A 14053-nucleotide genomic window follows, 5' to 3' on the forward strand; every position below is an offset into this window, starting at 1 on the left:
GCGCTACTTGATGGCGCCCATCGACAGCCCGCGCACCAGCTGCTTCTGCGCGATCCACCCGGCGAGGATCACCGGCAGCGACGCGAGCAGCGCCGCCGCGCAGAGCCGTGCGAGGAACAGGCCCTCGCTCGTCATCGTCGACACGATGAAGATCGGCACGGTGGCGGCGCGCGACGCCGTGAGGTTGAGGGCGAAGAAGAACTCGTTCCACGCGAAGATCACGCAGATGAGCGCCGTCGCGGCGATGCCGGGCGCGACCATCGGGATGAGCACGGAGCGCAGCGTCTTCATCAGCCCCGCGCCGTCGACCGCCGCGGCCTCCAGCACCTCGGCCGGGATCTCCTGGAAGAACGACCGCATCATCCACACCGCGATCGGCAGGTTCATCGCCGTGTACAGGACGACGAGCGTCCAGATGTTGTCGAGCACCTTGAGCTGCCCGGCGATGACGTAGATCGGCACGATGACGGCCACGACGGGCAGCATCTTGGTGGAGATGAAGAAGAACAGCACGTCGCTGACCTTCTCCACCGGCCGGATCGACAGCGCGTACGCCGCCGGGATGCCGAGCAGCAGCACGAGGACGGTCGAGACGCCGGTGGCGATCGCCGAGTTCGCCACGTACGTCCCGGACTCCCCGATCACGGCCCGGAACTGGTCGAGCGTCGGGCTGAAGAACCACGTGGGCGGGTCGGACGACGCCTGGTTCTCCTGCTTGAAGGCGGTCATCGCCATCCACGCCACGGGGAAGAAGAACCCGAGGGCGAGGATCCAGGTCAGCGTGGTGAGCAGGCCGTCCGTGACGCGGCCGCGGCGGGCCTCGCGGCGGACGGGCGGGGCCGCCGTCGTGCGCGGGGCCGTGGTGGTGGCGGTCATGCTCACTCCTTGACGTCGAAGCTGCGGAAGATGAGCCGCAGCGCGGCGGAGGCGACGATGATCGTGGCGATGACGACGACGACGCCCATCGCGGCGGCCTGCCCGACGTCGAAGCCGAGGAAGGCGCGCTGGTAGATGTAGAACGGCAGGTTCGCGCTCGCCGTCCCGGGGCCGCCGGCGGTCATGAGGTAGATCTGGTCGAACGTGTTGACCACGTAGATGATCCCGAGCAGCACGCCCAGCTCGATGTACCGGCGCAGCTGCGGCAGCGTGATCGACCCGAACGTGCGCCACCAGCCGGCGCCGTCCATCGCGGCGGCCTCGAGCACGTCCTTCGGCTGCGCCTGGAGCCCGGCGAGCACGAGCAGCATCATGAACGGCGTCCACTGCCACACGAGGGCCATGAGGATCGCGACGATCGGGTACGTCGAGGTCCAGTCGACGGGGTCGATGCCGACCAGCCCGAGCGTCCAGTTGAACAGCCCGTACGTGGGGTTGAGCATCGCCATCGACCACAGCACCGAGCTGGCCACCGGCATGATGAGGAACGGCGTGATGAGCAGCGTGCGGGCCACGCCGCGGCCGCGGAACGGCCGGTCGAGCAGGATGGCGAGCACGATGCCCAGCACCATCGCGACGAGCACGCAGCCCAGCGTGATGATCACCGAGTTGAGCGCCGTCTGGCGGAACACCGAGTCGCGCGCGATGTCGACGTAGTTGGCCAGCCCGACGAAGAGGTCGGAGTCGGGGCGCAGGAGGTTCCGCGAGTGCAGCGAGTACCAGATCGTCACCAGGAACGGGATCTGCGTGACGACGATCGTGAAGATCAGCGCGGGCAGCAGCGGCCCGCGACGGCGCCACCGCTCGGCGCGCGGGTACCGGTGCTTGTCGGCGCGGGCGGCGCGCTGGGCCTGCGCGCGCCGCAGGTTCCCGGCCTGCGTGGTGACGGCGGTCATCGCTCGTTCTCCTTGCGGTACGTCTCGGCGACGGTCTCGGCGTACTGCTGCGACTGCTCGAGCGCGGCGTCCACGGACTTCTGGCCCGCGATCGCGGCCGACATCTGCTGCCCCACGCGGGTGCCGAGGTCCTGGAACTCGGGGATGCCGACGAACTGGATGCCCGGGTACGGCACGGGCGCCACCATCGTCTTCTCCTGCGTCGCCTCGCTCATCGCCGTGAGGGTCGCGTCGGCGTACGCCTCCGAGACCTCCGCGTACTGCGGCAGCTCGTAGGTGGACAGCCGGCTGCCGGGCGGCACCCGCTCCCAGGAGAGCCGCTCGCCGACGAGCTCGATGTAGTCCTTGTCGGTCATCCAGGAGACGAAGTCCCAGGCGGCGTCCTTGTGCTCGCTGGTGGACGGGATGGCGAGCGACCAGGAGTACAGCCAGCCCGCCGCGTCGGTCTCGCTCACCGGCGCGGGCACGTAGCCGGTCTTGCCGGCCACGGTCGACGACGCCGGGTCCTCGACCGAGGAGACCATCGAGGTCGCGTCGTACCACATGGCCGCCTGGCCCTGCGCGAACCGGGTGAGGCAGTCGCCGAAGCCGGAGGTCGCGGCGCCCGGCTGCCCGTACCGCTGCACGGTGTCGACGTACGTCTCGACGGCCTCGCGCACCTCGGGCGAGTCGAGGCGGGCGTTCCAGCCCTCGTCGAACCACTGCCCGCCGTAGGTGTTCAGCACGGTCGTCATGGGGGCCATGACCTCGCCCCACCCGGCCAGGCCGCGCAGGCAGATGCCCGCGAAGTCCTGCGACGGGTCGTTCAGCTCGGCGGCCAGCTCGCGGACGTCGTCCCAGGTGGGGCGGTCCGGCATGGTGAGGCCGGCCTGCTGGAAGAGGTCCTTGCGGTAGGCGAGGAACGAGGACTCGCCGTAGAACGGCACCGAGTAGAGGTCGCCGTCCACCGACAGCGCCTCCCGCACGCTGGGCACGAAGTCGTCCGGGTCGTACCCCTCGGTGGCGTCGGCGTACGGCTGCAGGTTCTCGATCCAGCCGTTCTCGGCCCACATCGGCGTCTCGTAGTTGGAGATCATCACGACGTCGAACTCCCCGCCGCCGGTGGCGACGGACGCGGTGATCTTGGCGCGGGCCTCGTTCTCCGGCAGGGACACGAAGCGCACGTCGATCCCGGGGTGCTCCTTGCGGAACTCGTCCTGGAGGGAGATCGCGTCCTGCATCTGCGGGTTGGAGACGATCGCGACGACGATCTGTTCGCCGTCTCCCCCGCCGACGGCTCCCGCCCCCGCGCACGCGGCCAGGGAGAGCCCGAGGACGGCGGCACCGCCCGCGGCGGCGAGCCTCCGGGTTCGTGGTCGGAACATCGCTGTCCTCACGTCGTCGGTTCGATCGGTGGGTGTCTCGACGAGCCCCGGCGCGCACAGATGAGATGCGGCGCTGCGCTCATCTGTTTGGACAGTAGTGGGTGATGCTCAGGCGAGCAAGGCCCGAGCGCTCAGAGTGGCGCGGCGGCCCGACCAGCGAGGAGGATGATCCCGTGACCGACGCCGAGCACGCCCGCCTCCTCGTCGAGGTGAGCCGCGACTACTACCTCGACAACCGTTCCAAGGTGGACATCGCCTCCGCCCGCGGGATCTCCCGCTTCCAGGTGGCCCGGCTGCTCGCCGAGGCGCGCGAGAGCGGCGTCGTGCGGATCGAGATCTCCCCGCCCGCCCACCTGGACACCGGCCGCGCCCGACGCCTGGCGGAGCGGCTCGGCGCACGCGAGGTCGTGATCGCCGGCGCGGCCGGCACCCCCGCCGCGACGCGGGAGTCGGTCGCCCGCGCGCTCGCCGGCGTCGTCTCCGCGCACGTGCGCGAGGGCGCCACCCTCGGCGTCTCCTGGTCGCGCACCATCGAGATCGCGGTGCGCCACCTCGCCCCTCTGCCCGCGTGCGACGTCGTCCAGCTGGTCGGCGCCCTGCCGGTGGACGGGTCGGGCGACTCGCTCGACATGATCCAGGGCTTCCGCCGGATGCCGGGCGTGCGCACCTGGCCGGTCTGGTCACCCTTGCTCGTGGCCGACCCCGGCACCGCCGCCGGCATGCGGCGGCAGCCGGAGATCGCCGCCGCCCTCGACCGCGCCGACGACCTCGACCTCGCCGTCGTCGCGATCGGCGCGTGGACGGCCACCGGGTCCACCGTGTTCCCCCGGGTCACGGGCGACGAGCGGCGCGCCGCCACCGCCGCGGGCACCGTCGCCGAGTGCTCCGGACGGCTCTTCGACGCCGAGGGCCGCCGCGTCGTCACGCCGCTCGACGCCCGCGTCGTGGGCGTGACCTTCGACCAGCTGGTACGCACCCCCGAGGTCGTCACCGCCGGCTACGGGCGCGAGGCCGCGCCGGGCCTGCGCGCCGCCGTCGCGGGCGGCATCGCCACGACCGTCGTGTGCGACGACGCCGCCGCGGGCGCGCTCGAGGAGCTGCTGGACGCCGCGACCACGTGACGCCCGATTGCGGGCATCCGCGGACGCATCGAGCCTGGTGGTGACCCTGGCGGAACCCGCCGCCGCGCCCGAGGAGGTCCCGTGACCGACACGCACGAGCCCCGCACCGAGCCGGCTCCCGACGACCCGCGCAAGCCCGAGTCTCCGCCGGACCTCAAGAAGCCGTCGTGGAAGCTGGCCTTCAAGAGCACCGTGCGGGAGTTCTCCGACGACGACTGCACCGACCTCGCGGCCGGCCTGACCTACTACGCGGTGATGGCGTCCGCGCCCGCCCTGCTGGCGCTCGTGTCGCTGCTCGGCTTCGTCGGCGACGCCGAGGCGGCGATCGACTCGATCATGTCGACGGTGGAGGGCTTCCTCCCCGAGGAGACGCTGACCATCGTCGAGCCCTTGGTCACCAATGCCGTCGGGTCCACGGGTGCGGGCCTGGCCCTGGTCGTCGGCCTCGTCATCGCCCTGTGGTCCGCGTCGGGGTACGTCAACGCGTTCGGCCGGGCCATGAACCGGGTGTACGAGGTCGAGGAGGGGCGCCCGGTCTGGAAGCTGCGCCCGATGATGCTGCTCGTCACCCTGGTGGTGGTCGTGCTCGCGGCCGTCGTCGTCGCGAGCCTCGTGCTGTCCGGGCCGGTGGCACGGGCGGTCGGCGAGGCGATCGGCCTGGGCGACGTCGCCCTGACCGTGTGGAGCATCGCCAAGTGGCCCGTCGCGCTGTTCCTCGTGGTGGTCGTCGTCGCGCTGCTGTACCACCTGACGCCCAACGTGAAGCAGCCCAAGTTCCGCTGGATCAGCATCGGGGCCCTGCTCGCGATCGTGGTGTGGGTCATCGCCTCCGCGGCGTTCGGCTTCTACGTGGCGGAGTTCGGCAGCTACGGCTCCACGTACGGCACGCTCGGCACCGTCATCGTGTTCCTGCTGTGGCTGTGGATCACCAACCTGGCGCTGCTGTTCGGCGCGGAGCTGGACGCCGAGCTCGAGCGCAGCCGGCAGCTGCAGGGCGGCATCGCCGCGGAGGAGAACATCCAGCTCCCGCCGCGCGACACCAAGGCCAGCGACAAGAAGGCCGGCAAGCGGCGCGACGCCGTCGCCGAGGCCCGCAAGATCCGGGAGGCCGCGGCCCGCGACGACGCGTGACGGCTTATCCGGCGACCAGCGACTCCACCGTCGCCCGGGCGCCGAGCGTGTGCAGCGAGTCCAGCGCGGCGGTGTAGGCCTCGACGAACCGCGGCTCGGACGCCAGGTCGCCGAACAGCTCCTCGTCGCGGACGAACACCAGCGGGTCCTCCCGGTTCCGCGCCGCCGCGGCCTTCAGGCGGTCCGCGAGGCGGTCGACGATCGCGATGGGCTCGCCCTGCTCGTCCACGGCCTCGTCGTACCGCGCCCAGGCCGCGACGACGGCGGCCGAGCGGTGCACCTCGCCGCCGGCGGCGAGGTTCGCCCGGATCACGGGGACCAGCCACTTCGGGATGCGGTCGGAGGACTCCGCGCACAGGCGGGCGAGGGTGTCGCGCACGTGCGGGTTGGCGAACCGCTCGATCAGCGTGGCCTGGTACTCCTCGAGGTCCACGCCCGGCACGGGCAGCAGCGTCGGGGCGCCCTCGCGGGCCATGTAGTCGCGCAGGAAGCGCACGAACGTCTCGTCCGCGCAGACCTCGTGGGCGTACCGGTACCCGGCGAGGTAGCCCAGGTAGCACAGGGCCTGGTGGCTGGCGTTGAGCAGGCGCAGCTTCATCAGCTCGTACGGCTCGACGTCGTCGACGAGCTGCGCGCCCACCTTCTCGTACGGCGGGCGCCCGTCGGCGAACCGGTCCTCGACCACCCACTGCGTGAACGGCTCCGCCACGACCGGCCACGCGTCGTCGACCCCGAACCGCTCGGCCACCATGGCGCGGTCGTCCTCCGTGGTGACGGGCGTGATGCGGTCGACCATCGAGTTGGGGAACGGGACGTGCTCCTCGATCCACGCCGCGAGCTCCGGGTCCTTGAGCCGGGCGAACGCGGTGAACATCCGGTGCGCGACGTCGCCGTTGCCCTGGATGTTGTCGCAGCTCTGCACGGTGAACGGCGGCACGCCCCGGTCGCGACGGCGGCGCAGCGCCTCCGTGACCAGGCCGAACGTCGTGGCGGGCACGGCGCCGGGCTCCAGGTCGGCGCGCACGGCCGGGTCCTCGGCGTCGAACTCCCCCGTGACCGGGTTGACGTTGTAGCCGCCCTCCGTGACGGTCAGCGACACGATCCGGATCTCCGGCGACGCCATCCTCTCCAGCACCGCCTCCGGGTCGTCCGGGGCCAGCAGGAACTCCACGATCGAGCCGATCACCCGGCCCTCGAGCGTGCCGTCGGGGTGCTTGAGCACCAGCGTGTACAGCCCGTCCTGCGCGGTGAGCGCGTCGCGCATGCGGGCGTCGTGCGGCAGCACGCCGACGCCGCAGATCGCCCAGTCGAGCGCCTCGCCGGCGTTCATCAGCCGGTCCAGGTACATCGCCTGGTGCGCCCGGTGGAACCCGCCGACGCCCAGGTGCACGATGCCGGCGCGCAGCCGGGTGCGGTCGTAGGAGGGCACGGCGAGCGGCAGGTCGCCGCCCGCCAGCGACGACACGGTCTCTGCGCTGAGTGCGGTCATGGTGGGTCCTTGCTCCGTCGGGTGCGAGAGCCACCAACGTAGCAAACGAGCAGGCATCGCGGCACAGATGAGCACCGGTGTCGAGGGAGGGTGAGACCGCGTCGCAGACCTGGTCCCTGCTCGTGACACGGAGGCTCTACGGTGTGCCCATGAATCAGCCCGTCGTGACCCCGGTCACTCCCCGCCCGGGTGCTGACGAGCGCCTGTCGCGCCTGATCCAGCTGCCCACGGTGTCCGCCGAGCTCGAGACCCGTGGTCTCGGCCCCTTCCAGGAGCTCGTCGCCCTGCTCCCCGAGCTGTACCCGCTCGTGCACGAGCGGCTCGAGCTCGAGCGCCACGGCGACCTCGGGCTCGTGTACCGGTGGCGGGGCCGGACCGAGGCCCCCGACGGTCCCCTGGTCCTCATGGCGCACTTCGACGTCGTCCCCGTCGACGAGTCCGACGCCTGGACGTACCCGCCCTTCGAGGGCCGGGTGGAGGACGGCTGGGTCTACGGCCGCGGGGCCCTCGACGACAAGGGACCGCTGGTCGTCGTGCTCGAGGCCGCCGAGAACCTGCTGGCCGCCGGCTTCACCCCGGCCCGCGACGTCTACCTCTCCTTCGGCGGGAACGAGGAGTCGCACGGCGCCGCCGCCGCCGCGATCGCCGCCACGTTCCGCGAGCGCGGCGTCGTGCCCTGGATGGTGGTGGACGAGGGCGGCGCCGTCGTCGACTCCCCTCTCCCGTTCGTGCCCGGCAGGGCCGCCATGGTCGGCGTCGGCGAGAAGGGCGTCATGAACGTGCGGCTCAAGGCCCGCGGCGACGGCGGCCACGCGTCCATGCCGCCGACCACCACGGCGGTGCGCCGGGTCGCGCGCGCCGTGGACCGGATCGGCCCCCGCACGTTCCCCGCCCGCACCCCGCGTGCCATCTCGCAGATGCTGCGCATCTTCGCCGGCCGCGCCGAGGGGCCCGCCAGGGCCGCCCTGACCACCATGGCCGGCGTCCCCGCGGCGACGGCCCAGGCCTTCGTCGCCCGTGGCGGCGAGACGGCGGCGCTCGTGCGCACCACCGTCGCACCCACGATGCTCGCGGGCGGCACCGCGGCGAACGTCCTGCCGTCGCAGGCGTCGGCCACCGTCAACCTGCGCATCGCCCTCGGCGAGACCGTCGCCTCGACCGTCGAACGCCTGCGACGGCGCATCCGCGACCCTCTCGTCGAGATCGAGGTCATCGAGTCCAGCGAGCCGTCGCCCGAGTCGCCCACCGACGACGACCGGTTCGCCCTGCTGGCCGAAGCCGTCGGCGTCTCCCACCCGGACGCGCTCACCGTGCCGTACGTCGTCATGGCCGCGACGGACTCCCGGTACTTCCACGAGTTCTCGCCGGCCGTCTACCGCTTCGCCCCGCTCGCGATGTCCACCGCGCAGCGCAAGTCCATCCACGGCGTCGACGAGCGGGTCGAGGTCGGCGAGCTCGCGCGCGGCGAGCTGTTCCACCGCACCCTGCTGGAGCGTCTGCCGTGACCAGCCTGCGCCGTGCGCCCCGGGCCGTGAGCGCGGCCGGCGGGACGATGGCGGCCGTCGTCGGCTTCCTCGCCTTCGTCGAGCTCACCAGCGGCGTCATCCAGGGCTACTACACGCCCATGCTCACCGACATCGCCCGCCACCTCGGCGTGCACGACGCCGACGTGAACTGGCTCGAGGGCACGCAGCTCATGGTGTCCGCTCTCGTCGTCCCCGTGCTGGCCAAGCTCGGCGACATGGTCGGCCACCGGCGCATGCTCCTCGTGTCGTCGGGGGTCACGGCCGTCGCGACGCTCGCGCTGCCGTTCATGCCCTCGTTCGGGCTGTTCCTCGCCGCCTGGGCGGTCCAGGGCTTCTACTCGGCGTGGCTGCCGCTCGAGATCGCCCTGGTGTGGAGCCGCTCGCGCGGGCTCCCGAACAGCGCGGCGCTCACGGCGCAGGCCGCCGGGATCCTGGTCGCCGCGCTCGAGGTCGGCGCCATCACGGGCGCCCTCGCCGGGGGTGCGCTCGTCGACGCGCTCCCGCTCCAGGTGGTGCTGCTCGTCCCCGGCGTCCTCGTGGCGGCGTGCTTCGTCGTCGTCTGGTTCGGCGTCGCCGAGACCCCCCGGCCCGCGGGCGGGCGCCTCGACCTGCGCGGCCTCGTGCTGCTGTCCCTCGCGCTGCTCGCCTTCACCGGCGGGCTGAGCATGCTCCGGCTGAACGGCGTCGGGTCCACGCTCGCGTGGGCGATGGTCGCCCTCGGGCTCCTGCTCCTGTGGCCGTTCGCCCGCTGGGAGCTGCGCCACCCCGACCCCCTCGTCGACGTGCGGATGTTCCGCTCCCCCGCGCTCGGCCCGGTGTTCCTCACGGCGGGTCTGTTCGGGGTGTCCGTGCTCGGCGCCCAGGCGCCGCTGTCGACGTTCGCCCGCACCGACCCGGCGCTGCACGGCTACGGCCTCGGCACCACGGGATTCCAGACGTCGTTGCTCATCGGCGTCTACCTGGTCGCGATGATCGTCGGCGCGCTCACCTTCCCCCGCGTGGCACGCCTCGTGACGCCGCGCATCACGCTGGTCGGGGCCGCCACGTGCGTGGGGATCGGGTTCCTGCTGTTCGTGCCGCTCCACGCCACGTACCTGCAGGTCGTGGTGAACATGGTGGTCGTCGGCATCGGGTCCGGCGCCCTCGTGGCGGCGCTCCCGTCGGCCGCCGCCGCGGCGGCCCCGCCCCAGCAGACGGGCGTCGCGACCGGGCTCACCAACTCGGTGAAGACGCTCGGCGGGGCGGTCGCGTCGTGCGTCTTCGGGATCGCGCTGCTCGGTGCCGCGGGGGCCGGCACGGCCGGGGCCGCGGAGAGCACCGCGGGCTCGTTCGCCGGCTACGTCACCGTGTGGGTGGTGTGCGGCGGGACGGCCCTGGTCGCGGCGGCGCTCCTGGTCGTCGTGCCGAAGCAGGCGTTCACCGACCGGCCGGTGACGACGCACGTCTGACGGGCTCGGCGGGCGCGCGGGAGTCGACCATCCGCGCGCCCGTCAGCACGCAGGCGAGGCCGCGCCGGTCGCCGGTCGCGACGACGCCGACCAGGGCCGCGAGCGCCACCACGTTCTGCAGCGCCCCCGCCCACGCGTTCGACGCGTCGCCGGGCGGCACCGCCTCCACGATCCCCAGCACCCCGTACAGACCGAGCAGGAGGTACCCGCGGGCGAGACGGCGCGCGAGCGAACCGCGTCGTAGGACGCCCGCGCCGTCGGGCCAGCGCGGCTCCAGCCACACCGCCCGCTGCCCCAGCGACGCGCCCGAGCGGACCCACGGCGGCAGGAGGAACACGACGACGGCCGGCACCACCGTGCCCAGCAGCACGTCCGGCCAGGTCGTCACCGACGGGACGTCGTGGCCCGACGCCAGCACGGCCACCCGGTAGGCGAGCTGCAGCGCCGCCCCCAGGACGAACGCGGCGAGCAGGTCGGTGACCATCCCCAGGAAGCGGCGCCAGAACGTCACCGGCCGCGGCTCCAGGCGCGCGGCGGCGAGCTCGCGCGCCTGCGGCATCCAGCGCAGCACCACCGGCGCGACGAGCGCGCCGAGGAGACCGCCGAGGGTGTTGGTGAGGACGTCGTCGACGTCGGCCACGCGGTAGGAGCACGGGACGAGCCCGAGGATGCCCGTGTACTGCACGGTCTCGATCGCGACCGACGCGACGAGCGCGCTCAGGGTGGACGCGGCCACGCCCCATCCGAGGTACCGCCGCGCCAGCACGCCCCAGGGCACGAAGAGCAGCACGTTGAACGCCACCTGGAGGACGGCGGCGCTGCGCAGCGTGGCGAGGGTGCCGAGGCCGGCGGCGTCCCGGCGGATGTCGTCCAGCGAGTGCAGCGGCACCAGCTCCGCGCCGGACACCCCGTGCGCGGCGCACCACGCGGTCAGGTCCCCCGAGGGCAGGGGCAGCAGCGTGTACGCGAGCAGCGTCACGACGTACACCGCGAGCGCCGCGGCGCCGAGCACCCGCCGCGCGTCGAGCCGCCCGTACCGCCGCTGCTGCACCAGCAGCACGGGGATCAGCACCCCGAGGAAGACCAGCACCCCGAAGCCGACGCCCACCACGGCCGGCCATGTCCATCGATCGATCACGCCGCCGACGGTATGCGGCTATGGCTGGGTCAGCGCGCTCAGGTCGCCGATCGTGCCGTCGAACACGTTCATGTCGATGTGATCCTCCTCGCCGACGTAGCCGGGGAGCGTGTCGCGGTCGGAGTACTGCCAGAACTCCCAGTCGCGGCGCGGCAGGTCAGGGGTGGAGGCGACCGACCGGATCCACAGCGGGTACCGGTCGTAGTCGTCGCCCAGGTAGTCCGCCCGGATCTGCTGGGTCGTGTAGAGGATCGGCGGCACGCCGTAGTGCTCCTCGAGCGCGTGGAGCATCGGGTCGAGGATGCCCCGCAGCTCGTCGACGGTCGGCGGGTCGGCGGCGAACTCGCCGTAGTGCTCGACGTCGACGACGGGCGGCAGGGTGCCGCTCTCGGCGGGCACCACGTCGATCAGGTGTGCCGCCTGGTCCGCCCCGGGGCTCTCGAAGCTGAGGAAGTGGTAGGCGCCGACCAGCAGGTCGGTGGACCGGGCGCCCTCCCAGTTGGCCGCGAACCGCTCGTCCACGTGGGCGGAGCCCTCCGTGGCCTTGACGAACGCGAAGTCCAGGTCCTGCGCCGCCAGCACGGGCCAGTCGATCGTGCCCTGGTAGGCGGACACGTCGACGCCGTGCACGGCGTACCGGTCGGCGGCCAGGCGGTTGGGCCAGAGCACCCCGTTCCACACCAGCAGCGCCAGCACGCCCAGCAGCACGACGACGGCCCCGGCGACCACCGCCAGCGCACGCCGACGCCGGCCTCGTCCTGCCCGCTCGCCGCTCATCCCGCCGATGATCCCCGATCGCCCCCGCTCCGGGCCACCACCGCGGCGACCGGACGGCGCGCGCCGGGGCGCCGCCCGCGGAATGATTCCCTCAACCGAGGTGAGGAGTCACGCGTGACCGGCGCCACCGACGAGGCAGCGACCCCCTCGACCGCCTCTCCGACGCTGCGGCTGCTCCGCACGGCGAGGCGTGTCCCGTTCACGCTCGGGGTCGTCGCGCTGATGCTCGTGCTCGGCGTCGTCACCGGCGCGCTGTGGTCCCCGTTCGAGGACCACCCGTGGTTCGACGACGTCGCGTTCGGCGCCCCGGCGTTCGCCGACGGACGGTGGTGGACGCCCGCCACGGGCTCGCTCTTCGCCCTCGAGCCGTGGGAGTACGTGTCCGTCGCCGGGGTCTTCCTCCTGCTCGTCGGCTGGACGGAGCTCCGGCTCGGGACCCGGCGCGCGGTGGTCACGGCGGTGACCTGCCAGCTCGTCGGCGTCGTCGGGACCGCTGGCGGCCTCGCCCTCCTGGCCCGGACGGGCTGGGACTGGGCGGAGCACCTGGCCCGGGTGCTCGACGTCGGCTTCAGCGCGGGGGTCGTCGGGGCGGTGACCGTGACGGCGCTGAGCCTGGCGCCACCGTGGCGGTTCCGGGCGAGCGCCCTGATCGCGATCTACGTCCTGGCCGCGCTCGTGATCTGGGGCGGCATCGCGGACGTCGAGCACGTCGTCGGGTGGATCGCCGGCCTCGTCGTCGCCCGTCCCGTGCTGGGCGCGAGGCTGGGACGCCGCACGCGCGCCGGGCGTCTGCAGCGCGACCGGGCGACGGCCGCGGGGTACTTCGCGATCTCGGCCCTGCTCGTGGTGCTCACGAGCTTCGCCGCCGGTCCCCGCGAGGGGCCGCTGGGCGAGGTCGGCAGCGGCAGCTGGCCGACGGGTGTCCTCGCCGTCGCGGTCGACCTGGTCCTCGCCGTCGGCCTCCTGCGGGGCAGGCGCTCCTGGTGGCGGCTGGCCGTGGTGCTCACGCTGCTCGGGGTGGTCGGCGAGGCGCTCTTCGCGCTGGCCGCGTCCCTCGTGCTGCCGGACGAGCTGCCGCTCGTGCTCCTCATGCTCCTGCTCGACCTCGGTGCGCTGGCCCTGCTGGTCGTCCGGCGGTCGTCGTTCCGCGCTCGCCGCCACGCGAGGCCGTCGACCGGGGCCCGGCTGGACCAGGACGACGCGCGCGCGACGCTCCGCCGGCTCGGGGCGGGGCAGCGGCTGGCCTGGATGACGACCTGGGACGGCCTCGAACGGTGGGCGCCCGAGGGCCAGGACGGGTACGTCGCCTACCAGGCGCACGCCGGCGTCGTCGTCGTCCTCACGGACCCGGTCGGCGACGGACCGGACGGCCGCGCGGAGCTGGTGGACGCCTTCGTCGGGGCGGCGTCGACGGCGGGCGCCGGGTCGTGCTTCTTCTCCGCGAGCGAGGAGGTCGCGTCGATCGGGCGGGCGCGCGGCTGGACCCTCGTGCCGGTGGCGCAGGAGGCCGTGATCGACCTGCCGGGGCTGGAGTTCCGGGGCAAGAAGTGGCAGGACGTGCGCACGGCGCTCAACCAGGCCGCGAAGCAGGGCATGGAGCACCGGCTGGTGCGGCTGGTCGACGAACCGCCCGAGACGCTCGCACAGGTGCGGGCGATCTCCGAGGCGTGGCTCGGCGACAGCGACCTGCCGGAGATGGCCTTCACGCTGGGCGGGGTCCGCGAGGCCCTCGACCCGGAGGTGCGCGTGGGCCTCGCGGTGGACGGCGACGGGCGGGTGCACGGGGTGACGAGCTGGCTCCCCGTGCACGCCCCGGACGGGCAGGTCGTCGGGTGGACCCTCGACGTCATGCGGCGCGGGCCGGACTCGTTCCGCTACACGATGGAGCTGCTCATCGCGTCCGCCCTCACGACGTTCCGGGACGAGGGCGCCCTGGAGGCCTCGCTGTCCGGCAGCCCGCTCGCCCGCGGCGAGCACCCCTCTCCCGGGGGTCTCGACGCCGTCCTCGACCGCCTCGCGGAGCGGCTCGAGCCCCTGTACGGCTTCGAGTCGCTGCACCGCTTCAAGATGAAGTTCCAGCCGCGGGACGCGCCGCTCTACCTCGTGGTGACCGAGCCCGCGACCCTCCCCCTGGTGGGGCTCGCCCTCGTGCGGTGCTACCTGCCCGACGTGCACGCGCGCGAGCTGGTCGCGGCCGCCCGGTCGTCGCGCCGCTGAGGCCGCGACA

At 73.3% G+C, this 14053-nt stretch carries 11 protein-coding genes; 5 read left to right on the plus strand and 6 right to left on the minus strand.

Annotated features, from left to right (window positions below; genetic code table 11):
• Positions 1-3 precede the first annotated feature (3 nt).
• Genes ACFQ8Y_RS01305 through ACFQ8Y_RS01315 form a run of 3 tightly spaced genes read right to left on the minus strand, consistent with a single transcriptional unit; the run spans position 4 to position 3196 of the window.
• Positions 4-876, minus strand: a complete 873-nt coding sequence (locus tag ACFQ8Y_RS01305) for a carbohydrate ABC transporter permease (protein WP_430584349.1) — start codon at positions 874-876, stop codon at positions 4-6.
• 2 nt (positions 877-878) lie between these two features.
• A complete protein-coding gene (locus ACFQ8Y_RS01310; RefSeq protein WP_430549239.1) occupies positions 879-1832 on the minus strand; it encodes a carbohydrate ABC transporter permease in 954 nt (317 codons plus the stop codon).
• A complete protein-coding gene (locus ACFQ8Y_RS01315) occupies positions 1829-3196 on the minus strand; it encodes an ABC transporter substrate-binding protein (RefSeq protein WP_430549240.1) in 1368 nt (455 codons plus the stop codon). Before ACFQ8Y_RS01315 ends, ACFQ8Y_RS01310 begins: the two co-directional genes overlap by 4 nt.
• Positions 3197-3369: 173 nt before the next feature.
• Between ACFQ8Y_RS01315 and ACFQ8Y_RS01320 the strand changes: the two genes are divergently transcribed.
• On the plus strand, positions 3370-4317 hold the full coding sequence (locus tag ACFQ8Y_RS01320; RefSeq protein WP_430549241.1) for a sugar-binding transcriptional regulator: 948 nt from the start codon (positions 3370-3372) through the stop codon (positions 4315-4317).
• Positions 4318-4398: 81 nt separating this feature from the next.
• A complete protein-coding gene (locus ACFQ8Y_RS01325; protein WP_430549242.1) occupies positions 4399-5448 on the plus strand; it encodes a YihY/virulence factor BrkB family protein in 1050 nt (349 codons plus the stop codon).
• Positions 5449-5452: 4 nt separating this feature from the next.
• Here the strand turns inward: ACFQ8Y_RS01325 and ACFQ8Y_RS01330 are convergent, their stop codons facing one another.
• Positions 5453-6937, minus strand: a complete 1485-nt coding sequence (locus ACFQ8Y_RS01330) for a mannitol dehydrogenase family protein (protein ID WP_430584350.1) — start codon at positions 6935-6937, stop codon at positions 5453-5455.
• 149 nt (positions 6938-7086) lie between these two features.
• Here ACFQ8Y_RS01330 and ACFQ8Y_RS01335 point away from each other — a divergent pair, with 149 nt between their 5' ends.
• Positions 7087-8442: a M20/M25/M40 family metallo-hydrolase gene (locus ACFQ8Y_RS01335; RefSeq protein ID WP_430584351.1), complete on the plus strand. Its 1356-nt coding sequence runs from the start codon at positions 7087-7089 to the stop codon at positions 8440-8442.
• Positions 8443-8489: 47 nt separating this feature from the next.
• A complete protein-coding gene (locus ACFQ8Y_RS01340; RefSeq protein ID WP_430549497.1) occupies positions 8490-9911 on the plus strand; it encodes an MFS transporter in 1422 nt (473 codons plus the stop codon).
• Here ACFQ8Y_RS01340 and ACFQ8Y_RS01345 read toward each other — a convergent pair.
• The gene (locus ACFQ8Y_RS01345) at positions 9880-11049 is read right to left on the minus strand and encodes a VanZ family protein (protein WP_430584352.1); all 1170 of its coding nucleotides are present in this window, start codon (positions 11047-11049) and stop codon (positions 9880-9882) included. The two genes, ACFQ8Y_RS01340 and ACFQ8Y_RS01345, sit on opposite strands and share 32 nt — an antisense overlap.
• Before the next feature lie 18 nt (positions 11050-11067).
• Positions 11068-11826 carry a GH25 family lysozyme gene (locus ACFQ8Y_RS01350; RefSeq protein WP_430584353.1) on the minus strand — a complete coding sequence of 253 codons (759 nt, stop codon included), beginning with the start codon at positions 11824-11826 and terminating at the stop codon, positions 11068-11070.
• Positions 11827-11940: 114 nt separating this feature from the next.
• On the opposite strand from ACFQ8Y_RS01350, the gene ACFQ8Y_RS01355 reads away from it, so the two are divergent.
• On the plus strand, positions 11941-14043 hold the full coding sequence (locus tag ACFQ8Y_RS01355; protein ID WP_430584354.1) for a bifunctional lysylphosphatidylglycerol flippase/synthetase MprF: 2103 nt from the start codon (positions 11941-11943) through the stop codon (positions 14041-14043).
• Positions 14044-14053: the final 10 nt, after the last annotated feature.

Source organism: Isoptericola sp. NPDC056605 (assembly GCF_042792795.1).
Taxonomy (GTDB): Bacteria; Actinomycetota; Actinomycetes; order Actinomycetales; family Cellulomonadaceae; genus Isoptericola.

Bases quoted from the DNA above. Each gene is read 5' to 3' on its own strand.
- ACFQ8Y_RS01305 (WP_430584349.1), bottom strand. From the start codon at position 876: ATGACCGCCACCACCACGGCCCCGCGCACGACGGCGGCCCCGCCCGTC.
- ACFQ8Y_RS01310 (WP_430549239.1), bottom strand. From the start codon at position 1,832: ATGACCGCCGTCACCACGCAGGCCGGGAACCTGCGGCGCGCGCAGGCC.
- ACFQ8Y_RS01315 (WP_430549240.1), bottom strand. From the start codon at position 3,196: ATGTTCCGACCACGAACCCGGAGGCTCGCCGCCGCGGGCGGTGCCGCC.
- ACFQ8Y_RS01330 (WP_430584350.1), bottom strand. From the start codon at position 6,937: ATGACCGCACTCAGCGCAGAGACCGTGTCGTCGCTGGCGGGCGGCGAC.
- ACFQ8Y_RS01335 (WP_430584351.1), top strand. From the start codon at position 7,087: ATGAATCAGCCCGTCGTGACCCCGGTCACTCCCCGCCCGGGTGCTGAC.
- ACFQ8Y_RS01340 (WP_430549497.1), top strand. From the start codon at position 8,490: ATGGCGGCCGTCGTCGGCTTCCTCGCCTTCGTCGAGCTCACCAGCGGC.
- ACFQ8Y_RS01350 (WP_430584353.1), bottom strand. From the start codon at position 11,826: ATGAGCGGCGAGCGGGCAGGACGAGGCCGGCGTCGGCGTGCGCTGGCG.